We start from the raw sequence: 26,911 nt of genomic DNA on the forward strand, positions 1-26,911 counted from the left end.
GGCGCGCCAATGCAGCGGACGGGCGGAGGAATTGTCAGCAAAATTGGGCTAAACCATGCAAACCCGGTCGGTGTTGGCTAATTTTGTCCGGCCAAAGACCGGCGCGAGCACGCCTTTTTACGTAAAGCCTGCTCGAATTGCTTTGGTTTCCTTTACAACTTTGAACCCCGACGCCCCATGGCCATCATGATAACCGACGAGTGCATCAACTGCGGTGCCTGCGAGCCGGAATGCCCCAACAATGCCATCTACGAAGGCGGCGCCCAATGGCGCTGGGCCGACGGCACCACCCTCAAAGAAGTTACGACCGCCGACGGCGCGGTGGTGTCGGGCACCGCCCCGCAAACCCCGGTTTCCGACGAGTACTACTACATCGTGTCGGATAAGTGCACCGAGTGCGTGGGCTTCCACGAAGAGCCGCAGTGCGCCGCCGTATGCCCCGTCGACTGCTGCGTGGACGACCCCGACCTGCGCGAAACCCGCGAGCGCCTGCTCGAAAAGAAAGAGTGGCTGCACATCGCCGCCTAATTTTCGCTTGCTGTGTTAAGGAAAAAAGCCGCTTCTACTGGAGCGGCTTTTTTTGATGAGCGTTAGTTAAGATAATGGGGTAGCGAGGCAATATTTTGCGTCTCGTCGTCGAACGATGGCGTGCGAACGAATGCCGTAGGACGTAACAAGAATGGTGCAGTATCGGCCGTTCAACGAGGAGACGCAAATTATTGCCTCGCTACCCCGTTCATCGCCCGCTTCTTACTGCGACGCCTCTGCCGAAGCCAGTTGTGGCGTCAGCTTCACGCCCGTGAACTGCTGCGGGTTGCTCACGGACGCAATGGGCTCGATGCTCAGCCGCTTATCAAAGCGGCTTACATTGGCAAGCTTGAGCAGGGTTTCGTAATTGGTCGTGTGCCCGGCTTTCGTTTTGATGAAGAAGCTGTTCACGCGCAACGTTTCGGGGTTGTAGCTGACTTCCAGCGCGGTGGTGTCGCGCCAGTAGGTGTAGAGGGCTTCGGTGGCGCCGGTCGGCCCGACGCGGGGCGTGCGGTCGTGGTCGGGGCGAATGCTTTGGCCGGTAAGGGGTTGGGCAATCTGGTCAGCGTTCATGCCCAGCAGGGCCGGCACGTCGAAGGCCCGGCTCACGGGCGGCACCGTAGAGGCGGTTGGGACATCGGAAGCAGGCTGGTCGGTGGCCGCGCAACCCAGCAGGAAACCCAGCGGCAGGAGAAAACGGTAGCGCATCAGGTTAGAATTAAGTGAGACAGCGGGCATAGTACGCAAAAGCCGGCGCGTGCGACCAACTTTGCCAACTACCAAGGCCAGGGCGCCCGCAAGGCCTGAGCGGTGTCCGCCCCGTAAATTCGGCCGCCAATGAACCGCAACGGCGGCAAAAGCACTTTCAACCTGCCAGCGTGTAGCGTGGACGCTGCAAGTCCGCGCCAGCCAGCACGTGTGCCCCGACGCGGACTCGCAGTGTCCACGCTACCATTCAAAACCCATTCCCACCCATGACGCCCACCCTCGAAAACTACACCCTCGGCCGCTGGATGCCCGGCGCTGCCTCGCCCCAGGAAATGCTCGACGCCAGCACCGGCGAGGTCATTGCCCTGGCCAACACCGAAGGCTTCGACTTTGCCGCCATCCTTGACTACGGCCGCCGCGTGGGCAACACCCAGCTGCGCCGCATGACCTTCCACGAGCGGGGCCGCATGCTCAAGGCGCTGGCCTTCCATTTGCAGGAAAAAAAGGAGATTTTCTACGAGCTCAGCTACCGCTCCGGCGCCACCCGCGCCGATTCCTGGATTGACATCGAGGGCGGCATCGGCAACCTGTTTGCCAATGCCTCGCTACGCCGCAAGTTTCCCGACAAGCCGTTTTACGTGGAGGGCGAGCCCGTGGGCCTCTCCAAGGGCGGCACCTTCATGGCCCAGCACCTGCTGGTGCCGCGCGAGGGCGTGGCCGTGCACATCAACGCCTACAATTTCCCCATCTGGGGCATGCTCGAAAAAATTGCGGTGAACCTGCTGGCCGGCATGCCCGCCGTGGTGAAGCCCGCCGTGCCCTCGGCCTACCTCACCGAGGCCGTGGTGCGCGAAATTATCGCCTCCGGCATCCTGCCCGAAGGCGCCTTACAACTGGTGGTGGGCTCCGGCCAGGGCATCCTCGACCACGTCACGTACCAAGACGTGGTGACGTTCACGGGTTCGGCTGCCACCGGCCGCAAGCTACGCGCCCACCCGCGCATCATCGAGGAAGCCGTGCCCTTCACCATGGAAGCCGACTCGCTCAACGCCGCCGTGCTGGGCGCGGATGCCAAACCCGGCACCCCGGAATTTGACTTGTTCATCAAGGAAATCCGCAAGGAAATGACGGCCAAGTGCGGGCAGAAATGCACCGCCATTCGCCGCGCCATCGTGCCCGAAGCCTACCTCGAAGACGTGCAGATTGCCTTGGGCAAGGCCTTGGCCCAAACCACCGTGGGCCACCCGCAGGCCGAGGGCGTGCGCATGGGCGCGCTGGCCGGTCGGGCCCAGGCCGACATTTTCCGCGAGCGGGTGCGCCATTTGGCCAAAAACACGCCCATCGTGTACGGCAACCTGGAAGAAGTAGAGCTACTGGGCAAGGAGCGCGGCGCCGACTACGCCAAGGGCGCCTTCACCTCGCCCATCGTGTTGCGCAACGACGACCCCTTCAAGCACCTCGACAGCCACGAAATCGAAGCCTTCGGCCCGGTGGTGACGCTGATGCCTTACCGCGAAACCGAAGAAGCCGTGACCCTGGCCAACATGGGCAAGGGCTCGCTGGTGTGCTCGCTGGCCACCAACGACCCGCGCACCGCCCAGGATTTCGTGCTGGGCGCCGCCACCCACCACGGCCGCATCTTGGTGCTGAACGGCGAAATGGCCAAGGAAAGCACCGGGCACGGCTCGCCGCTGCCGCAGCTCATCCACGGCGGCCCCGGCCGGGCCGGCGGTGGGCAGGAAATGGGCGGCATCCGCGGGGTGGAGCATTTCATGCAGCGCGTGGCCCTGCAAGGCTCGCCGAGCATGATTACGGCCATCACGGAGGTGTACCAGACCGGCGCCCGGCAGATTGAGAAGGACAAGCACCCCTTCCAGCACTACTTCGAGGAACTGGAAATCGGCCAGACCTACACCACGCACCGCCACACCGTGACGGAAGCCGACATTAGTGCCTTCGCGCAGGTATCGGGTGATAATTTCTACGCCCACGTCGACGCCACCTCGCTGGAGGGCACGCTCTTCACCGGCCGCGTGGCCCACGGCTACTACATCCTGAGCAAGGCCGCCGGCATGTTCGTGGACCCGCGCAAAGGCCCTGTGCTGCTCAACTACGGCCTCGACGAGTGCCGCTTCACCAAGCCGGTGTACCCCGGCATGACCATAGGCGTAACGCTGACGGTGAAGGAGAAAGTAGGGCAGGAGAAGCGCGACGAAACCGACGTGGCCAAAGGCATCGTGCGCTGGCTAGTGACCGTGACCGACGAAACCGGCGAAACGGTGGCCGTGGCGACGATTCTGACGATGGTGAAGAAGCGGAATCAGGAGTGAACTGAATATCCGGTTTTGCCCATCCGAGCCGAACTCGCACGAAGCGAATAGCCATAAACCCGACACCTGGCGATAAAGCCAGCAGATTGAATATTTCGCAAAAAGGCCCCGAAAACGCGCGTTTTCGGGGCCTTTTTGCGAAATGCCCGGCTTAGTCAATGCGCCGGAATGCTTGCTTACGGCAGGTAGCTAAAGCGCGCAACCCGCACGCCTTGGCTTGTTTGCACCCGCAGCAGGTACAGGCCGGCCGGCAGCGCAGGCAGAGACAGGCGGTTGACACCATCCCGTAGCCCGGCCACGGGCAAGGTGGCAACTTGCCGCCCCGTGCGCGAGTCGAGGACCTGCACCGTCTCGGCTAGCTCCGTGGCACCCAGTTGCACCAGCGCCGTGGCTTCAGCGGCTGCCGGGTTGGGGTACACGCCTACGCCGTTGGTCATTTCCGCGTCTTGGGGCGTGAGCGGCGCCGACGCGCTGGACCGGGCCGGCCGCAACTGCGGGGTCGACCAATGCAGCGGCTTGTAGGCCAAGTCCGCTTTGGCCGCATCGTGCCACGCCAGCACGCCGTCGTATACGGTTGCGCCGTTACGCCCTTCCACGCTCGGCGCGAATTGTGCACCGAACGTTTGGGTGTTGGCCACCTGCAGGTTGCCGCCGGATAGATTGGAACTGCCGTCCCAGTTCACCCACGTGCCCACCACATCCAGGTTTTTGTTGAGCAGGCGGTTGCTTGAGTCGTCGTATTGCCACGCCACGAAGCCGCCATCGCCGATGTAGGTCACCGCCGGGAGCTGGCTGCCCTTGGTGCGCGCCAACAGGGGCGCACTGATGACGTGGTCGATGAGGCTGGATGAGGCGGCGGAGAACTTGGCCAGGGTATGAATCTCGTCGCCCCCGCCGATGTTGTCGTTGTGGCGCACCACAATCAGGCAGTCGGCGGGGTCCAGCCGGCCGTAAATGGCCGACGGCGCCGCAATACGAGGCCAATCCAATTTGTCCGTGAGCGGGTACAGGGCAGAGCCACCGGCGTAGTAGATGGCCGGCGTGGTGCCGCCGGCCTGCACATCGGCCAACTTGCCTTGGCCCAGGGTGAGGCTCACAAATCCGCCGGGCCCACTGGGCGTGTACTCAGACACAGAAATGACCGAAACCACGCTGGAGCCCGGACTGGCTTGGTCTTCGAAAATGGCCACATCGGGCTGGCGAGACGATTGCTGCCCGGGCGAAGAAAAAGTCACGCGGGAGATGGGGTAGAGCGTTTGAGCCGGAATGTTCAGGGCGCGAACGTACACTTCGCCCTCGGCAAACGTAATGACTGCGTTGCCGTTCTTGCGGTCGACGTCCAGGTTGGGGCTGCTGCAACTCAGGCCCGACCCGTTGTCAACGAGCGTGGGCGCAATCACCACCACCCAGCCATTAACCCCCGGGTCGTAGGCCTGCACCTCGTAAACCACCCGGTCTATTCCGCCAATGGTGGCCAAGTACACGGCCGCCATGTAAAATTTGCCGTCGCAAAAGGAAACAATGTCGGGGTCTTTCACCGTCAGTCCGCGCAGAACCGCTTCCAGTGGTTGGGCGCCCGTCTGTGTTCCCGAGAAGTTCCAGCCGAAGGAAGGCTTCGCGCCGTCCCAGGCGAAGACCTGAAGCACGTCCGCGCCATCCGTGCTTTGGCCGCTGCCAGTATTTGTCACCCCCGAAACCTGGCCGCCGGTGAGAAAGGCTTCCACCGTCGCGGGCGGTGTAAAGGTTTGCCCAAGGGCCGGAGTGGCCCAACAAAATCCTGTGGCCAAGGCAACGCCGCCCATGGCCCGGGTGATGCGAGAAACGCGTGGCAGTTTGTTCATAAGTGTACGAATGAGGGTGAAAATGAATGCTCAAATCACACCCGCATCACCACCGGCACACAAGGACAGAACCGTCTTTTTTGCGACTAGCACTCGTCTGTTAATTGCCTGTAATTAAGTCAGAAGTGGGGCATGGGCACAGAATAGCCACTCTTGATTTAGAAAAATATCGTACACTTTCAGACATCAGTTGTTTTGTTATATTATTATATTAAAACAATAAATGGCCGTGATGGCCATAATTCAGGGAAATAAAAAAGGCCCTCTCCAGTGAGGAGAGGGCCTTTTAACAAACGGTAGCGGTCTGGACGGGACTCGAACCTTTTCTGAATACCGCTGGTATTCAGCGTGTTGTGCGATTCTTCGAGGTCTGAACGCATTACGAACAGCTATGCAGTTTGAACTGCTGAAAGAGTCACATTTGCTGCTATCTTCGAGAGGTACCAAATTGGACTATTGCGTGAAAGCCACCGCCTGCCTTCGAGCCCCGGCACGCAACAAGCAATGCACCATCAGCGTGCGCTACACCCACCGCCACCAGTACCTCGCCGTCCGCACCGGATTATCCGTACTGCCCCTGCACTTCGACTCCGACGCAGGCGCTGTCCGCCGTTCTCAACCGGGCTATCTGATGATGAACGCCATCATCGAGCAACGCAAGGCCGAACTGATGGACACCGCCATGCGATTGCTCCTGAAAGGGGAGGACCCCACCGTAGAGCGGGTTCGTGACACCCTCAACGGCGTTGCAACACTGCCCGCCGTTATTCAGCAGCCCACGCCTGTAGTAGCGGTGCAGCCCGCTCCGGTACTTACAAAAGTAAGTCGTAAGCCCAGAGAGGTGAAGCCCTCCAAGAACCGTTTTCATGAGCTGTTGACGCTGTATGGGAACGGCTCGGTGCATGATGCCGCATCCACCAAAGTGGACAAGAAGCTCTTCGTCAAGATAGTCTCAGAGTTTCAGGCGTGGCACGGGAAGCAGTTGCACTTTGCAGAGATGGACGCTGCCCTCTACAGCCGGCTGGCCAAGTACTTCTTGGAAGAGCGGGGAGGCTATAACAACGTCTTTGGCAAGCGTATCAAGGAGATTAAGGCGTTCCTGAGCTGGGCCGAGTCAGAGCACAACGTGGCGGTCCACCAAGCCTACCGGAAGTGGAAGGTGTACCACGAGGAAAAGGAAATCGTCTACCTCAACGAAGAAGAAATCGACCTGCTGTGGAACATGGACGGCCTGACCACCACCATGCAGCGCTACCGTGACGTGTTCCTGTTTAGCTGTCTCACCGGCTTTCGCTGGTCCGACATTATCCGCAGCAAGCAGATGGTGGTGCAGAACGGCCTGCTCACGATTCTCACGCAAAAGAACCGAGGCAACGCCAAGGTGCCCATGAACGAGCGCATCAAGACGATACTGGACCGTTACAACGGCGACCTGGACATCGTGCCGCTGCCCAAGCTCAACTTAGCCATCAAGGAACTGGCTTTACGTGCTGGGCTCGACAGGCCAGTCCACTACTACCGCTACAAGCTGCGTGAGGCCGTCGCCTTCCAAGAGCCCATGTACAAGCTGCTGAGTGCCCACTGTGGCCGCCGCAGCTTCATCACGAATGCTTTCGCCAAGGGGTTCAGCGTGCCCGAGATTCTGGAGATGATAGGCAGCAGCGACGCAAAAGTGCTGCAAGGTTACATGGCCATCACAGGCAGCCACTTGGTGCAGCGGACGAAGCAACTCAGCGAATAGTGTTAAAGAACGCAGCCGCCATCCCAATGCCCTCGGGATGGCGGCTGCCAGTGGCGTACGTGCATAGGGTATGTCTATATTAGCACCGTATTCAATCAAGGCTAATGCGTACCGAACTCAAAATCAAAAAGCTGGAGAACCTGCTGAATCAAGCTGACTCATTAGATGGGCTGCGACACGACGACACTGATTTCTTAGAGTGGAAGGAGTCGTTAGAAGGCGCTTACCTCCAGATATTCGGGGAGGACTCCATCCAGTTTCGAAAGCTTCATTCACGCATTTTTTCGGAGTTTCATATTGGCAACAACATTCCAAATCTGAAGGAGAAGCATGCGGCGAATTATAAGAGGGACATGCGTTTGACAGTGAACGCCCTTGCCGAATCGATACAAGACTTAAGGGATGAGATGGAGCATGCTGATGCATCTACACCAGCTTCTTTAAAGCCAAAGCCGCAGAAGGTGTTTATCAGTCACGCAAGTCTTGATGTTGCCATTGCCGGTGACCTGATTAAAATGCTGCGACTGCTTGGTCTGCGAGCCAACCAAATTTTGTGTACCTCCATTGACGGGTACGACATTCCGTTGGGCACCCGAAACTACCTGGATTTTCTGAGTGGCGAAATCCAAAGCGGAGCTGTTGTCATCTTTCTGTTGAGCAAGAACTTCTACAAAAGTCCTACTTGCTTGGCTGAAATGGGGGCTGCGTGGGTACTTGGCAGCGACATGATACCGCTGGTTATACCGCCATTTTCATTTAAAGAAGTCGAGGGCGTGATTCCGTTCACCCAAGGCATGATGGTCAATAACAAGACAGGCATCCACAAACTGGCCGATGCGCTGGGCAAGAGGTTCGAGTTATCGAAAGACAGGGGCGAGATATGGGAGACTGACCGGGACGAAATCTTAACGGCAATGGAGACCCACATTAAAATTGCATCAGCTAAAGGTGAACAGGCCGACGTTTCTGACGTCGGCACACCCACTGAAATTATAAACACCCCCGAGGGTCCATTGACCCTAAAGACAAAGTTTCTATAGTAGCCAGACGTAAAAAGCCGGACCATTGCCAGTCCGGCTCTCTAGGTGGTGCTTGGGTCGTGGCTAGTCGAAACCTAGCAGTGTCATGTAGGCAGCGCAGTCCTCTACTCGGAACTTGTGAAGATACGGGCACGGAAAATTTTGTTGAGTTCACAGTCGTAGTACATCTCAGCAAAGTAGGTGCCTCTGTGGTCGAGGTTCACACCGTTCGCTTCCTTGCCAAGGTCGCCGTCCTATTCCGGCTGGCCTAGCATTCATCCTTATTTGAAAGGGTTAGACCTGCTCCCCAAGTCCAACGCACAGAGAGTAGTGTGGTCGGTAGTATGTCAAGATTCTCGATAAACGGGAAAAAAAGCGCATCTAAACAGCTCTTAGGTCCATACCTTAGCTATGAAATTGAACAGATGACTGTGCCTAAAGTAATAAAACATAAAGCAATTGACTTCTTCTGCGGAGCAGGAGGTATGACCAACGGTTTTAGGAAAGCCGGAATTGATGTCATTGCCGGCATTGACTTTGACCCGGAATGCAAAAAAACTTATGAAACGAATAACATAGGTTCACAATTTATTCTGGCTGATATTAAAAAGTTATCATTTTCTGAGTTCACACAGCGCACTAAGGTTAAAAGAAACGACGCAAATCTGATATTTATTGGATGTAGCCCTTGTCAATATTGGAGCAAGATTGCAACAGATAAAAAAAAGTCAGAAGAGTCAAAAAACCTTTTAAATGATTTCATGCGGTTTGTAGACTACTACAATCCTGGCACTGTCGTGATTGAAAATGTGCCTGGTATACTTACCAAAAAGCAGGAATCGCCCCTCAATGATTTTTTTATCTTTTTAGATAGCAAAGGGTTCCGGTATGACAAGCGTATCATTAACGCCGCACACTATGGTGTACCCCAAAGTCGCAAAAGATTTTTGTTGATTGCGACCCGTGTTGCACCAACTGTAAAACTGCCGGCTCCTCTGATTGGAAATTTACCAGTAGTTGCTGATTTTATTGGGCCTGATAAAGGCTTTCCAGTTCTTGCGGCGGGTGCCGTTGATTCAAGTATCAATCTTCACGCAACTGCTGCGCTGTCAGAAACGAACTTGCTCAGGATTCGCATGACTCCCGCTGACGGAGGGACCAGAATGGTGTACGTAGATGACAAGCATTTAGCGATACCATCTCAGTTCGAAAAAAAGACAACTTTTTCTGATACTTACGGACGAATGCGCTGGAATAAGCCTGCGCCCACCATCACGACCAAGTTTGTAAGCTTATCCAATGGCAGGTTTGGGCATCCAGAACAAGACAGGGCGTTATCTCTCAGAGAGGGAGCTGCCCTGCAAACGTTTGATGCCAGTTACCAATTTCATGGTACTGCTTTGCGGTCTATTGCTAGGCAAATTGGCAATGCAGTTCCCCCGCTTCTTGCGAAGCAAATAGCAATGACAATTATTGACCAACTTTCATAGCACACCAATAGGAAATGCCCCAGCAGGAAGAAGTTCAGCGCCTCATAGGCAACATCAAATCAGCATTCGCTGCCGGCAGATTTCCTAATTACATTGAATATATTCGGTTCCCTAAATATAAAAACCTGCTGCCTGATACTAAAATACAGTTTGACTTCCCTTTCACAGTATTTACTGGTTTGAACGGGACAGGTAAAAGTTCTGCGCTACATGCAATATTCGGGGCACCAAGAGGACAAAGCACCGGTAACTATTGGTTTACTACTCAAGTTGACCCTATTCATCAAGATAGGAAAGAGCCGAATTGCTTTATTTATGGCTACAAGGAGAGTGGGGCAATTGCTGAGGTCCTTAAAACTAGGATTAATAGTAAAAAGCACGGCCCAGATTATTGGGAGCCCTCCCGACCCATTGCTAAGTATGGTATGGTTAAACCAGCCGACCCGGCATTAACTAGGTACCCCACTATTGAGAAAGAGGTAGTATACCTTGATTTTAGGTCTGAATTGAGTGCTTTTGATAAGTATTTCTACTTTGGTAATTTTAAAATATCATCTACACTGAATAGTAAGCAAGCTGTTCTTCGCAAATATTCGAAATACCTTAAAGATGCAATTGACCATGAGTCAATAGTTACTGTTCGTAATAGAAGAAATAAAGCTCCTGAAGCACTAAGCGCTACAGCACTAACAGCAATTTCAAAAATTTTGGGCAAAACGTACGAAGAATGCGTTTTGCTAAGCCACAACTTCTACGGTGGCATGGAAGGGCTTACTGCATACTTTAAAACAGATGCAATAAACTATTCGGAAGCTTACGCTGGCAGAGGGGAATTTGCGGTTGTGAAGCTTGTTCATGAGATTACAGAGGCAGAAAACAACTCGTTGGTAATATTGGATGAGCCAGAGGTTTCATTACATCCTGGTGCACAAATTGAACTGAAGCTGTATCTTTTGCAGCAAGTATTAGCTAAAAAATTGCAAGTAGTTATATCTACGCATTCATCAAATTTTGTTGAGTTTTTGCCTAATGAAGCGATAAAGCTTTTCTATAGTAATGACGAATCAAAATTCGTTGTAAAGAATTCATGCAATTATCTTGAGGCCTTTTCTAATATTGGGATTGAGCTGGATGAAAGTAGAAAAAGCTCAATCCTGGTAGAAGATAAAACAGCGAGGCTAATCCTTGAAAGGGTTATCGATGATTTAGGCGCAGACTTCAGCTTGGCTTTTAATGTCAGATTTCTGGCCGGTGGTTCAGAAATGATGTACAAAACAGCTGCTGTTTATGCCCAAGAGGGGGAACTCAAGAAGTTCTTAATGCTTGATGGCGACAAGAGAAAGCCGTTATTCAATCCAGAGGATTTTACTGTAGCTGAAGCGGGGAATCTGCCTGTATTGAAAGCCAAGTTGCAGACCGTGACTGGTGTTGCCTTCAATAACATGGGGTTCAGAGTAGATGGCAACGCCAGCGGGGGGAATCCAACGCAGCAAAAAGCTGCTGTAATACAATACTTAGGGTTCGTTTACAAGAACTTGGGGTATTTACCAGGGCAAATCCCAGAAGAAACCATTTGGGATGAAGAGTATGTAACAAAAACCCTTGAGGCTAATGGGTACACTGTGCCCACGTTCGACCCAAGCGACTATAAAGACAACATTCTTGCTTTTGCAGAACTCATGTTTGGCGATAGAGAGGAGAGTTCTAACGATTCAGCCAAAAAACTTTTAATCAGAGAATTTATCCGAGTAAAGGGCGAGCATTACACGAATATTGTTGAAACACTTACCAAGTTTAAGGACGCTACTGCTGCATAGTCCTGCAATAAAGACGGTTAGACCCAATCGAAATGCGAAAAAATGCGATTCCAGTAAACTGGAGGGTAAAAACATTAAAAAACGGCCTTCACGGTATTGTGAAGGCCGTTTTTCTTTGTCGGTGATTTGATAACATATAGTAACTGCGCTATGCTGTTCAAACTATTTTGGTCCATTTCGGCCTTTGATGGCCCAAGAAAGCAATTGATTTACAACGGGTTTCTGAGGCCCTAAAATCTTCGTAGCACAGCTAACCCATTGTAACGGTATCAGTTGGAAGGTTAACCGGCAATCTTTGCACTACGCAAACGCTGAACGATTTCAGAGCGCTAACAGCCTCAGTCTGACCGGTCGACCTGAGGCAAAAAGCACTTACGGAAAAAAAACATACCTCACTTCGAGGGTGGCAGCGCTTTGTCCATTCGGCCGAATGGTTCAGGTGCCCGGAATAGCTGGGCATCAACAGGTTGCAAGTTCTTTGAACGTCGAGTCGCAGTAGTCGTGGGAATAGACTGCTCCGAGTTACCCTATTCCCATTTCAAAGCGCAGGAATGCGCTTCAACCTTAACAGTACACAACCGTGAAAACTTCACTGAAAGAAACCATCGCCGAAGTATCGGCCACCATCGATAAGGTCCTGGCATCTGACCCCACGCCACTGGAAGAGCAGCTTGCTGCGGCCGACAAGCTCAGCAAATCGCTACTCAAGCGTTTGATGAAAGTCAGCCGTAAACACATCACCCGCAAACGTGAACTACTCACGCAAATCATAGCGCTCAAGGAGGAAAATGCCCGGCTGCGCAAAGATGCCTTTGCCGAGGAGCGAGACCGCTTAAAAGCAGCCTTCAAAGCTGAACTCAAGCTGCACTACTTGGTAATGCACGAACCCGAGGCGTTTTTCCTGCAACAGGTATCAGAGATGGAGCTGGGTTGCCAGTTCCACCTTTTTGAAATCCTCGACCAGTTCCGGGAGCATAAAGCGCTGTACGACGCCGCTCGTAACGGAGAGAAACCGTCGCAGGAGTACTACGAGCGGCTGCTTCGCTTTACACAGGACCTCCACGCCATGAGCTACGATTGGTACGAGGAATCCAAACGCTACTGGACCGAAACCGAGGAGGAGCGTACCCACCGGCTCACCAGCGACGACCATGACGCAGACGGTCACTGGGACGACGACCTTGTTTCCGTTAGCAATTTCTACGCATCCGAAGAGGGGCAGGCCTACCTCCGAGAGCAGGAGTCCTACCGCAAGACACCAGAGTACGCCCGAGAGCAAGCGGCACAGGCAGCAGCGTGGGAAGTCGAAAGTAAAAAGTACGCCGAGGCCCACGGTTTAAAGTACGAAGCCTTGCAAACTGCCAAGGCAGAGCTTGCAAGCAAACCTTCGCTGAACAACGAAGAAGAGCGAGAGTGGCGCACTGACTGGTTGCCCAACAGCAAGCAGAACGACTCTGGCACCCTTTGGATGAAATCCGAAGATGGCCAAGACTACCAGCGTGAGCGGGAGGAATACCGGAAGACACCAGCCTACGCTCTGGAGAAGGCGGCTACTGATGCCACGCTGGCAGCAGCCAATGCGCAGTACGAAGACAACCACCGCTTCCTGCTTGGGCAGTAAGTAACCCGCACCGACACCCCTCGGCGCAGCCGCCTAATGAAAAACCCCTGCAAGTTGCTTGCAGGGGTTTTTCTATATGTTGATGCCCTGGAGGCGCAAGTCCTCTTCCATTGTGTCCATCACCTTGCGCATTTCCGCAACTGGGCGCAGTCGTCATTTCAGACAACCATGAAATACCTAACAACACCTTGCAAATGCAGGGTAGCAGAGGGTTGCGGCGGCTGAGTTTATAGGATAAATGTATCCGTTTTTTTTGCACCAGTGATTGGTGTGGGAATCGGGTGCATTTATCCTATTGACGTTTTAGGTCATGCCATCCAGACATACTGACCACAGCCAAGAAAATACCTAACAATGCCTTACAAATTGGGTGTTAGGAGGGTAGCGGCCGCTGCGTCCATAGGATAGATGTATCCGTTTTTTTGCACCGATGGATAACCGGTCCCGATGCAAAAACACGGATACTTGAGCTTATGGCTTACCTACTATCTCTACCGTCTGTAAGCGCAAAAAAACGGATACATCTATCCTATGAATGTGCATCGTCCACGCAGCCAGTGTGCATGGTGCACACCATTAGCTGGCCGCTGGCTGTGCAAAAAAACGGATACATCTATCCTATAGAACTGGCCGTCCGCTGCATGCACTTGCTGCCCGCTGGATGGTTGGGTGGCGGCGTTAAAGAGGCGGACCGGCGCCGAAGGCTGGCCGGGTAGCTGGCCACTATGATCAATAAATTATTTTCAGAAAGTGGTGATTTACTGAGACTTTTGGGCTAGTAGAGGCGTATAATCCTCATATATAAAGCATGAAAGACCACGCCAACGACCAGCCGAGCAAGCTCAGTAAAACCATCACCATCACGCCGTCGGTGCATGCCGACCTGGTGGCGTTAGGCAAGCGGTTCCGCCAACAGCACGACCGCTACGTGACGGCCAGCGAGGCCATCCGCATTCTCATTACCGCCTACCAGGCGGCCAACTAACCAAACCAAGGGCAACGGCTCCCGACGTCATCTAGGGAGATAGCAAGGCGGGCCGGCCAGCCTGCCTTGCGCCTACCGTTAACACCATCAGATGACGTAACCGATGACACAACTAAAACGAAAATCAACCGCCGAAAAGGCATTCGACAACGGCACCCTGACACCTTTGCGGGTGTGGCTGCCCGCCACCGTCAACGTGGCCACGTTCCGCAGCCAATTTCAGGCGTGGGTAGCCGCCGAAACCATCATCTTCGAGAACGGCCAGGGCGTGTTCCTAGAAGACGAGTGCCTGCATTTGTTCTCCACGCTAGGCCTGACGGCATACATGCACCAGTACCGCTCCCAGCGCTTTGCGGACACCTACAAGGACGGCACCCCGGCGGTGACCAAGCTCACGACCCTGGGCTACACCGGCTTGAGCTGGGACCGCTTGCGCCAGCAGTTCGGCAACAGCTACGGCAAGTACCTGGAGTTCCTGCGCACCCACCGCTACCTCCAGGTGTACAACTTCTACGACGCCGAGGGACTGGCCAGCGACGGCACCGACCTGTTCGGCGTGGCCCCGACGAAACGCAACTACACGTACCAACAGAAAGGCCACAAGAAAGCCAACACCGGCTCCTACATCGGCAAGAAGGCCGGTAGCAAAGAGGAAGGCCTTCCCAAGCAGTACCGCCTGCACAACGACCATGCGCTGGAAAACGCCGTTGGTTTCGATGCCATTTACCCTATCAAGCTGGGCCTGAAGTATTCGTACAAGGCGCACAAGTTCTACACCAAGGAAAAGGCCAGCACGCTACGAAAGCGGGCTACTCACTCGCCGCACCGCCAGCGCATGGCCGAATACGTGGACAGCCTCTTGCGGAACGTGGACTACGCTGGCATGGAAGCGTGGCTGCGGGCAAAGACCGGTACCATACAGGAGATGTCGCCCGTGTGGAGCCTCTACTATGCCGACCAACTACGCCAGGGCATCGTGCAGTTCGAGAATTTGAGCGACGACTTTGGCCACCGTTTGCACACGCCTCTCACCAACATGCCCACGGAGCTGCGTCGCTTCTACCGCCCCAACGACAACCAGGTGTACTCCATGGACATTCGCTGCTCGCAGTTCGTGCTGGCCGCTTACCTGTTCAAGTACCCCGAGCAATGCTTCAAGCTGCTCACCGAGAACGGCGACATGGACCCGGCCACAGTGCGCTACGTGCTCGACACGCTACACGCTGCTTACGTGGCCGATGAGAAGGTGCGCCAATTCTGCTACGATGCCATTCACACCGACCTGTATGCGACCACGGCCACCGAGTTAGGCCTGAAAGACCGGGCAGCCGGCAAAAACCTGTGGTTTGGCGCTTTCTTCTCTACCACCGGGGAATTTGCCAGCGTGAAGCGCCAGTTGGGCCGGTTGTACGGCTCCCTGCTCATCGTGACGAGCAAGTTGAACGACCCGAAACCGGGCAGCAACGTGAAGCAGAACCTGATGCCCATGATGCTCCAGTTACTCGAGCAGCGGCTCCTGATTGAGGGCGTGGCCAATCACTTGACTGTTACCTACGACGGCGTTTTTGGGTCTGTCCACGATTCAATCCACATTGACGAAGCGGGCATTCCACATGCTGCCGCTGCTTTGGGTGCCGTCTTTACCGCTGCCAGCTTGCCCGTCCCGCCCTACAAGATTGAAGGCACGGACGACCAAGGCAACGAAACCAAAACCCTCGTGGAGCCCGCCCCAGCGGCCACCACAAGCCTGCCCGAACCAACGCCCATGAACCTATCCGACTTGTTTTTCGACCTGGACGACCTGTTGGCCATCCCAGACGAGCCCGTGGTGGAGTTGCTGGCGAAACCCACGCCAACGACACCGGAGCCCGTGCAGGCCAAGAAACAATACCGCACGCCCTTCGAGCACTTCTTTCCCGGGGAAACGCCGCCGAAGGTGTACCGAGACGCCTACCAATAGGCTGCAAAGCCACCCATCTGCATTGCGAAGAAATAATGCCTCCGCAATGCAGACCAAATGCGCCCACGCTATTTAAATCAATACGAAAGGCGCAAAAGCCAATACATACCTCATGAAAACATTTAAGCTGTACAACTACACATCCCTAGCGCAGGCCATCAATACTGTGGCTCAGGAACTCAATAACGCCGCCACCGTGTCCAAAAAGCTTGCTTCCTACATCGAGGGCAAAGCAGTCAATAGTATATCCCGTTCCGCTACCCTCGACGCTGTGAAGCACGACGCCGCCCAGCACCTGCCCGGCTTCCTCGACTACCTGAAGGCCGGCGTCAACCTTGCTACCTCAATGCCCAACTGCCAAGAGTCAGACCAGACCCTGACCGCCATCGAAAAGGTAGTAACCCAACTGAAAGATTCCCACCTGAAAGATGGCCTGCGCTACGTGGCCTACTTCCAGAAGCAAAACAAGTTTGCTGTAACAGAAGAGGGCAAAGCGGCTCTGGAAGCTGCCGTCACCCGTTTGGAAAGTGCCGACGAGCAGACATACGAGTTTGTAGTTGCCTTGTATACCCATCTTAAAACCAGCTACGGCCTCAACAGCCTGCGCAAACTCATCCCCTCGCAATTCCTTGACACGTTCACCAGCGAACTGCGGGACGAAGTACTGGTCCCCCAGATTAAAAGCGTTGCCAATGCCAAGTAATGAACGACGAACGCCTCGACGCCGTGCTCCGCAAGAAAGATGCTGAGTACCGCCGGCTACGTCAGAAGGGCATTGACACGGCTCTGAAGCATTCGGTGTCGCTGCTGCTCTCTGACTTGGAAACGACCCGCATCGAACCGTTGCTCAAGCGCTACCACTTAACGCAAAGCGAACTGATTCGTCTTGCCATTCATCACTTCGCCGCCCATGTGAACCCGTCGAAGTAAAGTAACTGCACCGGGTGTCTTCGTTCCCGGTGTTAGTAGTCCCACTGGTTCGTCAGCAGTGGGCACCCGGTCTGCTCAGGCGTACAGTGCAGCCCACAATAGAAATGCCGGTGGGGTTAAGGTGATTCATAGCGCCTCCCACCGGCTTTTTTGTGCCCTTACCCAGGCCGCATTTTTCGATACCTTCGGAAAATAGGCTGCTTTTCTACAACTACGGCGGCCATGCCAGCACCATCTTTCGATACCTTCGGAAAAGCGTGAGCATTACCGCCGATTCAGCAGCGGCAGGAGGGGAGTAGCGCCGTGGTGGTAGTAGAAGCCCGGCCAATACAGGTGCTCTCTATAGGCACTTTCGAGAGCTGTTAGACCAGTAGAAAGGCCATAAGCCTATCAAATCGGACCCCAGTCACGTCCGAACCCTTCAGGTAGCTTCTACGCTTGCTGCGAGGTTCAAACGTGACTGGGGCCTTCTTTTTGAGCGATTTGAAAAGGTCGTAATCTTTAACAAAAATTAGTTTTTGGGTACAGCAGTAGTGTGGCGCCAACAGCGCTACTTCGAGCCATACATCAACCAAAAACCCCCAAACAAACACAATGGCCAAGAAAAACACGACCGCCCAACCCACTGTCGCCGCTCAGGTTGAATCACCCGAAGTTGCACAGGACACAGAAGTAGCTGCGGAAGCAACTGCCGCCGAAGCCACTACCGAAGAGGCTGCCACCGAAGAGAAAGCAAAGCGTGAGCGTGGGTACTCGCAGAGTGCTATCAATAAAGAGGACCTCGACCGCCTCAACGCTTTCAAGACCAACATCAAGGAGACCCGCAAGCTCAACGTGAGCAATCAAGTGATTCTTGCCGCTGCGCTCGACTGCCTTGCCACCACGGAGAATATGGAAGCGTTTCTCAAGAAATTGGTAGCGGCCGCTGCCGATAAACAGCGGGCCAAGGACTTGAAAGCATTCGAGGCGTTACGTGCGAAGCTCGAAAGCACCGCAGAGCCTGTCGCTGATGCCACGTCAGCTCCTGAGGAAGCCACAGAAGGAGCGAAGTAGTCAACCTCACATAGTTGGGCCTCACGTCTACTCAGGCGTGGGGCTTTTTTGTGTCCGATGGCTAAAAATCAGCGGAACCCACTGGGGCGTTGGGGTGCCCAATTCGGTGCTGAAACGCACTACGAAAGGCGCTACTGAGCACTGAATACATGAAAAAAGCCTCACAATCGGCTGATTATGAGGCTTTTAACTTTTGCAAACGAGCGGTCTGGACGGGACTTTCCAGGGGGTAGAATGGCGCGGCTGGGTCAAGGCTAATGTGCCTATGCGATGCATCAGGGCACTTTTTGCGCGTCAGGCCGCGTCAGCCTGGGCCACGTTGGGCGATTCATTGCCACCCTTTTTTGCCACCTTTTCAGTGCTTACTTGGGTTTTCGAAGCAACACACACAGGCTGTTGGTAGTGGAAAAGGTGTTTGCACTGTAGACCTCGTAGCCTTTCGACTCGAACTCATTAACCACTTTAAATAGCGGCCCTTCATCATAGGACCAGTGTTTGGATTCAGATTTTATGTTGCGTACCTCATATCTCCCATCACTACCAGAAATAGCAATATCATAGCCGGCTCGCCTGACCATCACGTAATCATACTGCTTTCCCTCGGCGGGGGCCTTGGCTGCGATGATGCTTCCGACAAGCAGCAGGGCGAGGACAAATAAACCAGATTGACGGGAGAAGATGTTCATAGTGTAAGGAAGTGAGGAAGCGAATGTAGTATCAAGCGGCCGCTTTGCCTGACTGCCCGCTTGCCACCTTCCGAGCCGTTTTGCGGTAGTTCTCCACCAGCTCATCCTCGTCGATGCCGACGTAGCGGTTGAAGCTGCGCTCGGTTTTGTGGCCGGTGGCCTGCATGACGGTGGTGCGCGGCACGCCCTGGGCGAGCTTGAGGGTGGCAAAGGTCTTGCGGCCCACCTTGCTTGTGAGCGGGATGCGGGTGAGGCCGGAGAGCTCCGCGACCGTGGGCAGGTATTCGTCCAGGCCAGTGCCCACCGGCAGGCAGGTGGCCAGCTGCAGCGGCCGGTACTTTTCGACCAGGGCCACGGGGCGGAACACGTCGTCGTCGATGAAGGGGATGACGCAGGGCAACTGGGTTTTGCCGGCCTTGAGGCGCACGACCTGGCGGGCGTAGTCGAGGTGGCGCGGGGCGAGCTTGTTGGCATCGGAGATGCGCAGGGCAAAGTAGGCGCACTGCAGGAACTTGTCGCGGGCGCGCTCGAGGCTGCGCAGGCGTTCGAGGATGCGGTAGTCGTCCACCTGGCTGCGGCGCTGGCCGCGGCGGCGTGGGGCGTCGGGCGCGGCCGCGTCGAGGGCCTCGAAGTGGCGGCGCACCAGGGTGCGGGCCCGTTCGGTGAAGAAGTCCAGGCCGGCGATGGCCAGCAGCTCGGGCTGGGTCAGCGCGTCGGTGCCAGTGCTCTCATCCGGAGCTTGGAACTTGTGGAACTTGGGGCTGACCGGCAAATCGTTGGTTTCGCACCAGCCCAGAAAGCTCTTCAGGGCCCGGATGTGCTTGCCGAAGGTGTTGAGGCCCTGACCGCGCTGCTGAAAGAAATACTCCTGGAATTGCTGGTAGAACTGGGGCGTCATGCCCTCCAGCGTCAGTGGGTATCCGGTGTGCTCGGCAAAGTCCTGCAGCACGCGCATCGAGTTGGCCAGGCTGTCGAGGTAGACCTTGCTCAGGCGCTGGCCCGTGCGCAGGTTCACCGAGCGCGACTGCTCGCCGAGCCAGCGGTCGAAGTACTGGGCGAAGGTGGGCGGGGCCGGCGGTGGGGGCGGGGGCACGGCCGGGAGCCCGGCGGCTTCGGCCGCCAGCTCAGCGTAGCGCTGCTCGATGGCGGCTTTCATGGCGCCCTTGTCCAGGTGCCGGCCGGCCAGGGTGGCCTCGTGCTCGGCAGCCGTGGCCGCGTCGGTATAGCGGTCGAGCACGTCGTTGATGCCGTCGAGGTAAGTGCCGGGCTTGGCCTTAGCGCGCTCGCGCTTGGCATCCCAGTCCTTGGGGTCCACCTTCTGGCCGCTGCTCAGGCGCAGGCGCTGGCCCGCCCAGCAGAAGGTGAGCTGGATGCGGGCCAGGCCTTTTTTACTGGCCCGCTCGGTGAGGAGCTGGCGGGTGACTTCCATCGGTGGGAAAGATAGCAGGGCAGCGGCCAAAGCTGTTATTCACATGCGGCCCGTGGCGCCTTAAACGAGGTGGCAGGGGCGGTGCCGTCAGCGGCCAAGGCGTCGAGGCGATGCTGACGGGTGATTCTTATAGTTGCGCCCAAGGTAGATGAGAACGACGCAAACGTATGATTCACCCGCTCTGTCGCATTAGACAGTCATTCCTATGCGTAAAGCTTTAGGATTGCTTGGTCGGATACCTCTGATGGATTGAGGATTTTTGGCACTACGAGGTCTTTTGAAAAAAACATTACCTCGCCGCCTTTCCGACGGTCCTGCGCACTGTAAGTCAATCCGTATTCCAGTGGCCGAAAGTCTTTGTACAACTCAATGATTTCGGGCGCGTCATCGTAGGATACAAGCCACTTTTTTTTCAGGGCAATTACTTTATCTGCTACGGCCGCGTGCTCTTCGGGGGTGTAAGCATTTTTGTAAAGACCCTGACCCTTAACATAGTATGGCGGGTCGAGATACGTTAAACTACGGTCGCTCATTTTGGGTACCACTTCGTCTAAAAAGACGGCCGCATCCAGATTAGAGAGGTGAATGCAGTTGCGGTGCCGCGCAATTTTTTTGATTCTTCTGATGAGCTCTTTTTTGTTGAAGCGCGCATCGACTTTCCAATCGCCCGTTTGGTCTTTGCCGCCAATAACGCCGCCGAGGATAATGCCGGAGCGATTCGTACGGTTGAGGTAAAAGGCAGCAAATCCACGTTCCAGTAGAGAAGAATCCTCACTTTTGAGAATGCGTTGCTGGTTTTCCCGCTCTATTAGGTCAACCTTGGTGTCCGTAATCCGTTTGGCCAAGCCCTCGGTTTCTTCCAGCACCGAATGCCAGAACGCATACACCGCCAAGTCCAAGTCGTTGATGAAAATGCGCGAGGCGTACTCGCCAAACAGCAACGACAGCGCCACGCTCGCGCCCCCCGCGTACGGTTCTGCATAGTCCCCGTCCAACAAATCGTTCACCTCGAAGAGGTACTTGACGTAGTTGGCAACCTTTAGCTTCCCTCCTGGGTAGCGTAAAGGAGAGGGATAAGGTCGGGCAGACATAGTAGGGGGTGATTAGAGCCAGATGGCTTCAATGAGCGGCTGAAGGACGTTCCAGTTGCTACGCAAGTTAGCACCCGTGGGTGATACTGGCCACCCCTGTTCGGTAGTGTACAGCAGTCCGGCATTGGCCGCTAGCGGATTATCTTTTTCAAGAATTTTGGTCAGTTCTTCGCTCTGCTCGGCGCTGAGCCGGGCGGTAGCGGCCAGGTGCTGGGTGGTTGCGAGCAGCTTTGCCAGCAGCACCGGAACCTTTGCTTTGCGGCTCGGTTTGGGCTGGGCTTCGGGAAATTGACTTAAATAGTGCTCCAGACTCGCTTCAACTAGGGTGTTGAACAGCATCGCGCATGCCAGGGGGCACGCGTCGGCGTCGGCCCGCTGCAACTCACGGTAAATGGCCTGCACCGGCTCGGGTGCGGTGCCAAGTTGCCCGCTGGGCAGTATAACTGATTTGCGCGGCCTCACCCGGACGGGGCGTGGCTTGGGTTTCTCGGCAGGGGGCGCGGCCTCGTCCGGTTCCGAAGCGTCGTCTTCGGCCGGCGATGGGGTTTGCGGCCTTTCACGGAAGGACGCCGTTTCTTCCAGGGAGTCAAAGTAGACCTTGCGGTCTTCTGACAGGGCCAGATGGGTAACGTCGACCCGCTTGTGGAGCAGGTCCAGCACCATGCGCTGCAGGGGGCGGATGATGTCGACGTCGGCGATGGTGGTCAGCACGCGCCCTTCTTGGTAGTCGAGGCCCAGCTGCGTTTTGATGTAGCGGTCGGCGATGAGGCGCTTGAGCGTGGTGATGGGGATTTTCGGCAGGTTTTGCAAATCCTCCGGGGAAAGGCTGCCGTGCTGGCGCACGGTTTCCAGGATTTGCCACTCGCGCGACTCGTAGCCCCGCCAGGCGTCGAAACGCTGCTTGTCGAGCGCTTCCCAACTGTCTTGGCCCACGCCGTTCATGTATGCCGAGTGCCGCCGGGCCACCCACAAGGCGCCGTGCTCGCGGTTCTCGAACAGGGCAATTTCCACCTCGTCAATAGGGTCTTCCTCAAACACATCGCCTAGGCGCTTGAGGCGCGTGAGCAGGCGGCCCGACATGACGCCATCGGCCAGCAGGGGCTCGTGCAGCAGCTTGAGAGCCACCAGCCGGCGGTTGCCGTCGAGGGAGATGTACTTGAAGCGGCTGTGCTTGTTTTCGGACGCCATCGCCATGAACCGCTCGGCGGCGCTGAGGCCGTGCTCGGCGATGTCGGTCGCCAGGTTCACGATTTTCTCCCCCTGCTGCTGGACCATGGCCCGGATGGCTTCGCGCTGGCCGATTTGTGGGTCTAAGCGGGGGTTGAGTTCATCGAGGCCGATGCTGGTGAGCGGAACGGTAAGCTTACGGATTGTTGGACGGGCCATTAATTTTAAAGATGTTATACAGAAGATTAAGCCCAGATAATCTCCATCAGCGGCTGGAGATTATTCCACTGCTTCCGCAGGTCGCTTGCCACCGGCGTCGACTTTTCCCGATGAACATAAGTGTGCATTTGCAGCACTGTTGGAGCTAACAATGCATCTGTTTTAGCTGCAGCGTAGATGGGCTCGGCGTCGGATTTTTCCATTAAGCCACTCGCAACAACGTATGCCCCGACCGCATGCAGTTTGTCGGACATGGTGGAGTTGCTCTTGCTCTTCTTGGGAGTTATCCCATTGGCATCGATGTAACTATCCAAGCTTAACTCAATGAACACCCGCATAAGCACGGCGCAGGCATTGGTGCATTGGTTGGAATCCAAATCCACCTGCAATTCGTGGTAGATGTCGTGAATGCGTTGTGAACTGATGGTCAGATGGCAGTCCTCTGGGATAATGCAAACCCGCTGGTTAGTGGTTTTCTTGCGCGGTGTACGCGGTTTCCTTGACTTTTTTTCTGGCTTGGACTCACCCTCTTTCTTCTTATCGTCAGTTCCTGATTTGCCTTTGCCATCCTTCTCCTTCTCGTCCTCTTTCTTCGTGGTTTCTGACTCGGGCAATGCCTCGTTTGGTTCGCCAAGCATGTGTGTCTTCACCTGCTTGGCGCTGGAGGAAGGCATGTGGTAGAAAGGAAACCCGTCGATGTATTCGGCACGGTCTGGGCTTTCTTCCAAATCGGTTACCTTGATTCGTTCGTCTTTATCCGGCAATGTGAGGTCTAGCACCATTTTTTTGAATGGTTTGACGATTTCATCGTCGGGCAGGTCGGTAAACACCACGTTGCTCTCGATGGTGTACCCAACGACTTCCCGCACATACGAATCAACGATGATGCGTTTGAGCGTCGTGATGGGAAACTTTCGCTTGCTTACCTGCTCATGTTCGGCTTGCGTCAGCGAGCCATGTTTTAGAACAAAGTCCAAGATTTGCAACTCAGCACTCTTTTTGACGGGTCTGCCTTCTTCGTCCAAGCGGGTTAGAAAACGCCGAATCTCAATTGGGTTCCAGCGTTCTTGTCCGACACCTTTCATCTCAATGGAGTGCCGCTTCTCCAGCCATGGTGCAGCCTCCGTCCTGTTTGCATAAACTGCTATTTCAGCGCGGGCAATTGGATTGGCCTTGAATTTATGAGAGGCCGTTCGCAGGCGTTCCATCAACTTTCCCGAAAGATGGCTACCGGCCAACGCAGGGTTCTCTAGCAATTTTAAAGCCACCAAGCGCCTGTTGCCATCGAGGGTGATATAGGAGTACGGTTGCCCCGTGGCCTTCATCACAATGAACCGCTCTGCGTCGCTTAGGCCGTTTTCCTCGATGTCCTCGGCTAAGTTAACAATCTTGCCCTTCTGATTTTCGACCATCGCCATGATGGCGGCCGGCTGTGAAAGTTGTTTAGCCAAACGAGGGTTTTCCTCATCAACGCCAATAAGTGTTAAATCAACTTCCAGTTTCTGGGTGGTATTCCGCGGCATTGAGATGGTAAGAAGGGGTTAAAGGAAAAGCAATGTATGGTACAGTACGAATTCAGGGGTATGAAATAGCAGGAAAGACTGCTCTTTGAGCAGTTCGCAATGGAAGATGCTTTTTGCTAGGCCGCTTGGCCCAACTCCCGCACCTCATTCGGCTGCCTCAACTGCCGTACCACGCTACAGGGCTGCATGGGCTGCCGCACATAGCCACCGGGTTGCACCACCTGCTGCTCCCAGCGCTGGGACGAGCCCCCCAGAGCCTTGGGCTCTGGCTCTTCGACGGTGGGCAGTACTTGAATCACCACCACGGTATTGTTGGTGACGTGGGTGATGTTGTTGATGATGGTCGTTTGCTGCCGGTTGCCATTGCCAGCAATGTTGAAGTTGCCAACTTGGGAAATGCCGATGAAAGAACGCGCAAACTCAGGGCGCAGGCAATCCGCCAAGCGGCGCAGCTCGGCTTGGGTAAAATCCCCGGTCAGACACAAATGAATCAGGCGCTCCCGCGAGATACCCGTCTTCTGGCTCATCTCGGTCAGGTTGGTCTTAAAATACTTAAGCAACGCTTTGAGCACCGGGGGAATGGTAGACGTTTTGGGCATGTGGTAGGGTAGGAGTGGAAGGAAGCACGATTGGGCACCAGGTACAAAAGTCGATGCCCCCAAAGCCAGTACCGTACAGTACGCTTTGGGGGCACTAAGTAGCAGAAAAAACTTGAGCTTCTAAGCTAGAAGTATTAGAAATTGTAATTCTAATATTGGGAAAATGCCTATGTGTGTAGGCCTACTGTTTCAAAGTGATTTCTTTTATTGACAGATAATTATTTACATCAATTGGGCGAGGTCCAACTTTTATGACGGCTTCATTTAGCTCCTTTCGAGTGCAATTCAGCCGTTCACACCAATAGGAAACTTCCCAAGGTTCGTTGAAATTGATAGGTTTGTTCGACGTAGGGATGCGCTGAAATACTACCCAGTCAGGGTTGACAGCGATGGTGCGCCACCCTTTTAACGACAGTTCCCTTGCAATCTCGGGATGCCCCTTCCACCAATTTAAATGCTCACGGGCTGCTTTCGGCAACCCACCCGGAATGATTTCGCTTAGATGAGGTGTATTTACATTAACTTCAAATCTGCCAGGAGCTTCGCCATGTGCCGCCAGTAGAGCATACAGAGGCTCGTATTTGGACATAGATAAAGCGGAATGCTTCGCTTGAGGCAATTCCTCGGCAGCTTGTTTTGCGCCACTAGACACTGGTTGTTCTTGTTGAGCGTTTGGCTGACCTGATTCGACAGCAGATGAAGTGCTTTCTGGATTCTTGAGAAGCAGGGGTGGATGATTTGCATACCAGTTGGCGCAAAACTGTAGGCTGTTGCGCTCGACGGGGGTGGTATCGCCTTTGAAATGAAACAGCTTATTCCTCACCAGCCGGATGTCCTCCATCATTTTCGACCAAGCAGGTTGAGAGATATTAAAGACAGGCTCTAGTTTAGTCCAATTCTTTTGCGCTAACTGGATAAATTCTGCTAAGGACAAATCAGCGAAAGTGCGGGCTTCACCGCGTATGGGGAAGTGCTTATCTACTATCGCGTCGAGTTCTTCCTGGGAAATAGTAGTCTTTTGTGCTTTGCACAATGCTTTGAGTGAAGCGTGGCTTTTTTTTCTGATGCCATCCAATGAGTTGCTGAGGTTATCTATGGCATCCCGAAGGGTTGGACTTTCTCCCTCCTGTGCATCATAAACAATTTGCAAGTGTCGCTTCAATGCATCCTCAATATCGTTGATGAGCACCAAGTCCTCTGCTCGCTGTCGGAAGTATTGTGTGGTGTCATACTCGGTAATGATGCCGGACAGCCTGCCATTTGCATTAACGACAAAAACCGCCGAGGCCTTAAGGATGGTATCCAACAAGTAAAGTAGGTCCTCGTCTTCAGGGTAAGTAGGAAGTTTGACCAATGCGTGGTTGACGCGTAAGTCCTCAACCTTAGCACCTAAGTGAAGGAGCGACTTGGCAATCGAGGCACACGTGACAACACCCAACGGTTTGTTGTCACCATCTATCACCGGCAGCTGACTAAAATCAGACTCAATCATGAGTGTTAGAGCATGAGTTAGGCTTTCGTCGGACGTTACAGAAACCAACTTTTGCTCTTGAATGAGCTGTCCTGCGAGAATTGGCATTACTTAGGTCGGTTAAACGGGCTGCGCAGCAGCAAAAGCAACTGGAAATACAGCAGACATACCCCAGCACCGGAGGCGATGCATTTCTGGAAATGGCGCTACCGGCAGTTCTCCAGCAACTGGTCACCTAAATCGATGGGGATGCAGTCGCAGTTCTTTTGCTGGCGCACAATGCAGAGGTTGCCGGTGATGGTGTTGTCGTCGAGTTGCAACTCGTAGCGGTAAGAACCCTCGGAAAGGTCGGCACCGCTATCGTCGCGGCCACCGAACCGGTTTTGCGGGCTGGTGCTGATAAAGACGGGCGAGCCGCCGCTCTGCCTGAACACTTTCAAGCTCTGGCTGGCAAAGGTTACCAGCGGTTTGGGGATGGCGGTGCTGTTCTTGTCTACCGCAAAGGGGAAAAACAAGTCGTTGCGGTTGTCGCCATTGGGAGTGATGACGTTGGGAACCGTGAATTGCAGGTTGGGGTGCGGGCTGACGATTTGCGGGCCCGGGCCGGTGCAGCACGTGCTTTTGGCATCGTCTTTTTTGCTGCACCCGACAAGGCAAAGCAGCAGGGAGGCAAAGTACAGGTGTTTCATGGGTAGAATCAGGT

At 54.8% G+C, this 26,911-nt stretch carries 22 protein-coding genes; 12 read left to right on the top strand and 10 right to left on the bottom strand.

The features are described from left to right. The first annotated feature begins 177 nt into the window (after nucleotides 1–177). The gene (locus tag MUN81_RS10215; RefSeq protein ID WP_196292156.1) at nucleotides 178–528 is read left to right on the top strand and encodes a 4Fe-4S dicluster domain-containing protein; all 351 of its coding nucleotides are present in this window, start codon (nucleotides 178–180) and stop codon (nucleotides 526–528) included. 222 nt (nucleotides 529–750) lie between these two features. On the opposite strand, the gene MUN81_RS10220 is transcribed toward MUN81_RS10215, so the two are convergent. After that, nucleotides 751–1,236, bottom strand: a complete 486-nt coding sequence (locus tag MUN81_RS10220) for a hypothetical protein (RefSeq protein ID WP_245117194.1) — start codon at nucleotides 1,234–1,236, stop codon at nucleotides 751–753. Between the two features lie 266 nt (nucleotides 1,237–1,502). Between MUN81_RS10220 and paaZ the strand changes: the two genes are divergently transcribed. After that, entirely contained in the window at nucleotides 1,503–3,566 is a 2,064-nt protein-coding gene (paaZ, locus tag MUN81_RS10225; RefSeq protein WP_245117195.1) for a phenylacetic acid degradation bifunctional protein PaaZ, read from the top strand. A gap of 176 nt (nucleotides 3,567–3,742) precedes the next feature. Here the strand turns inward: paaZ and MUN81_RS10230 are convergent, their stop codons facing one another. After that, nucleotides 3,743–5,290, bottom strand: a complete 1,548-nt coding sequence (locus MUN81_RS10230; RefSeq protein WP_245117196.1) for a T9SS type A sorting domain-containing protein — start codon at nucleotides 5,288–5,290, stop codon at nucleotides 3,743–3,745. A gap of 577 nt (nucleotides 5,291–5,867) precedes the next feature. Here MUN81_RS10230 and MUN81_RS10235 point away from each other — a divergent pair. The 10 genes from MUN81_RS10235 to MUN81_RS10280 all read left to right on the top strand — a co-directional run bounded on the left by MUN81_RS10235 (nucleotide 5,868) and on the right by MUN81_RS10280 (nucleotide 18,023). Then, nucleotides 5,868–7,148 carry a hypothetical protein gene (locus MUN81_RS10235; RefSeq protein WP_245117197.1) on the top strand — a complete coding sequence of 427 codons (1,281 nt, stop codon included), beginning with the start codon at nucleotides 5,868–5,870 and terminating at the stop codon, nucleotides 7,146–7,148. Between the two features lie 104 nt (nucleotides 7,149–7,252). Beyond that, the gene (locus MUN81_RS10240; protein WP_245117198.1) at nucleotides 7,253–8,188 is read left to right on the top strand and encodes a toll/interleukin-1 receptor domain-containing protein; all 936 of its coding nucleotides are present in this window, start codon (nucleotides 7,253–7,255) and stop codon (nucleotides 8,186–8,188) included. A gap of 404 nt (nucleotides 8,189–8,592) precedes the next feature. Next, a complete protein-coding gene (locus MUN81_RS10245) occupies nucleotides 8,593–9,657 on the top strand; it encodes a DNA cytosine methyltransferase (RefSeq protein WP_245117199.1) in 1,065 nt (354 codons plus the stop codon). Between the two features lie 14 nt (nucleotides 9,658–9,671). Further along, on the top strand, nucleotides 9,672–11,474 hold the full coding sequence (locus MUN81_RS10250; protein ID WP_245117200.1) for an AAA family ATPase: 1,803 nt from the start codon (nucleotides 9,672–9,674) through the stop codon (nucleotides 11,472–11,474). A 580-nt stretch (nucleotides 11,475–12,054) separates the two neighbouring features. After that, complete coding sequence (locus tag MUN81_RS10255; protein ID WP_245117201.1) at nucleotides 12,055–13,095, top strand: hypothetical protein; 1,041 nt, start codon at nucleotides 12,055–12,057, stop codon at nucleotides 13,093–13,095. A gap of 808 nt (nucleotides 13,096–13,903) precedes the next feature. Then, on the top strand, nucleotides 13,904–14,080 hold the full coding sequence (locus MUN81_RS10260) for a hypothetical protein (protein WP_245117202.1): 177 nt from the start codon (nucleotides 13,904–13,906) through the stop codon (nucleotides 14,078–14,080). A gap of 103 nt (nucleotides 14,081–14,183) precedes the next feature. Continuing rightward, the gene (locus MUN81_RS10265; protein WP_245117203.1) at nucleotides 14,184–16,040 is read left to right on the top strand and encodes a hypothetical protein; all 1,857 of its coding nucleotides are present in this window, start codon (nucleotides 14,184–14,186) and stop codon (nucleotides 16,038–16,040) included. 112 nt (nucleotides 16,041–16,152) lie between these two features. Continuing rightward, on the top strand, nucleotides 16,153–16,743 hold the full coding sequence (locus tag MUN81_RS10270; RefSeq protein ID WP_245117204.1) for a hypothetical protein: 591 nt from the start codon (nucleotides 16,153–16,155) through the stop codon (nucleotides 16,741–16,743). Further along, the gene (locus MUN81_RS10275; protein ID WP_245117205.1) at nucleotides 16,743–16,970 is read left to right on the top strand and encodes a hypothetical protein; all 228 of its coding nucleotides are present in this window, start codon (nucleotides 16,743–16,745) and stop codon (nucleotides 16,968–16,970) included. Before MUN81_RS10270 ends, MUN81_RS10275 begins: the two co-directional genes overlap by 1 nt. Nucleotides 16,971–17,564: 594 nt before the next feature. After that, nucleotides 17,565–18,023: a hypothetical protein gene (locus tag MUN81_RS10280; protein ID WP_245117206.1), complete on the top strand. Its 459-nt coding sequence runs from the start codon at nucleotides 17,565–17,567 to the stop codon at nucleotides 18,021–18,023. Between the two features lie 362 nt (nucleotides 18,024–18,385). Here the strand turns inward: MUN81_RS10280 and MUN81_RS10285 are convergent, their stop codons facing one another. From MUN81_RS10285 to MUN81_RS10320, 8 genes are all read right to left on the bottom strand, one after another. Further along, nucleotides 18,386–18,709: a hypothetical protein gene (locus MUN81_RS10285; RefSeq protein ID WP_245117207.1), complete on the bottom strand. Its 324-nt coding sequence runs from the start codon at nucleotides 18,707–18,709 to the stop codon at nucleotides 18,386–18,388. Nucleotides 18,710–18,740: 31 nt separating this feature from the next. Further along, nucleotides 18,741–20,138 carry a phage integrase SAM-like domain-containing protein gene (locus tag MUN81_RS10290; protein WP_245117208.1) on the bottom strand — a complete coding sequence of 466 codons (1,398 nt, stop codon included), beginning with the start codon at nucleotides 20,136–20,138 and terminating at the stop codon, nucleotides 18,741–18,743. A 203-nt stretch (nucleotides 20,139–20,341) separates the two neighbouring features. After that, nucleotides 20,342–21,229 (bottom strand): DNA adenine methylase, encoded by an 888-nt coding sequence (locus MUN81_RS10295; RefSeq protein ID WP_245117209.1) that lies wholly within the window; start codon nucleotides 21,227–21,229, stop codon nucleotides 20,342–20,344. Between the two features lie 12 nt (nucleotides 21,230–21,241). Beyond that, nucleotides 21,242–22,615, bottom strand: coding sequence for a hypothetical protein (locus MUN81_RS10300; protein ID WP_245117210.1), 1,374 nt, complete (start codon nucleotides 22,613–22,615; stop codon nucleotides 21,242–21,244). 26 nt (nucleotides 22,616–22,641) lie between these two features. Then, nucleotides 22,642–24,138: a hypothetical protein gene (locus MUN81_RS10305; RefSeq protein WP_245117211.1), complete on the bottom strand. Its 1,497-nt coding sequence runs from the start codon at nucleotides 24,136–24,138 to the stop codon at nucleotides 22,642–22,644. 116 nt (nucleotides 24,139–24,254) lie between these two features. Then, complete coding sequence (locus MUN81_RS10310) at nucleotides 24,255–24,737, bottom strand: hypothetical protein (protein WP_245117212.1); 483 nt, start codon at nucleotides 24,735–24,737, stop codon at nucleotides 24,255–24,257. Nucleotides 24,738–24,918: 181 nt separating this feature from the next. Then, nucleotides 24,919–26,316, bottom strand: a complete 1,398-nt coding sequence (locus tag MUN81_RS10315; RefSeq protein ID WP_245117213.1) for a CBS domain-containing protein — start codon at nucleotides 26,314–26,316, stop codon at nucleotides 24,919–24,921. A 98-nt stretch (nucleotides 26,317–26,414) separates the two neighbouring features. Beyond that, a complete protein-coding gene (locus MUN81_RS10320; protein ID WP_245117214.1) occupies nucleotides 26,415–26,897 on the bottom strand; it encodes a gliding motility-associated C-terminal domain-containing protein in 483 nt (160 codons plus the stop codon). Between the last annotated feature and the right edge of the window lie 14 nt (nucleotides 26,898–26,911).

Origin of the sequence: Hymenobacter sp. 5317J-9 (assembly GCF_022921075.1) — a bacterium.
Taxonomy (GTDB): domain Bacteria; phylum Bacteroidota; class Bacteroidia; order Cytophagales; family Hymenobacteraceae; genus Hymenobacter.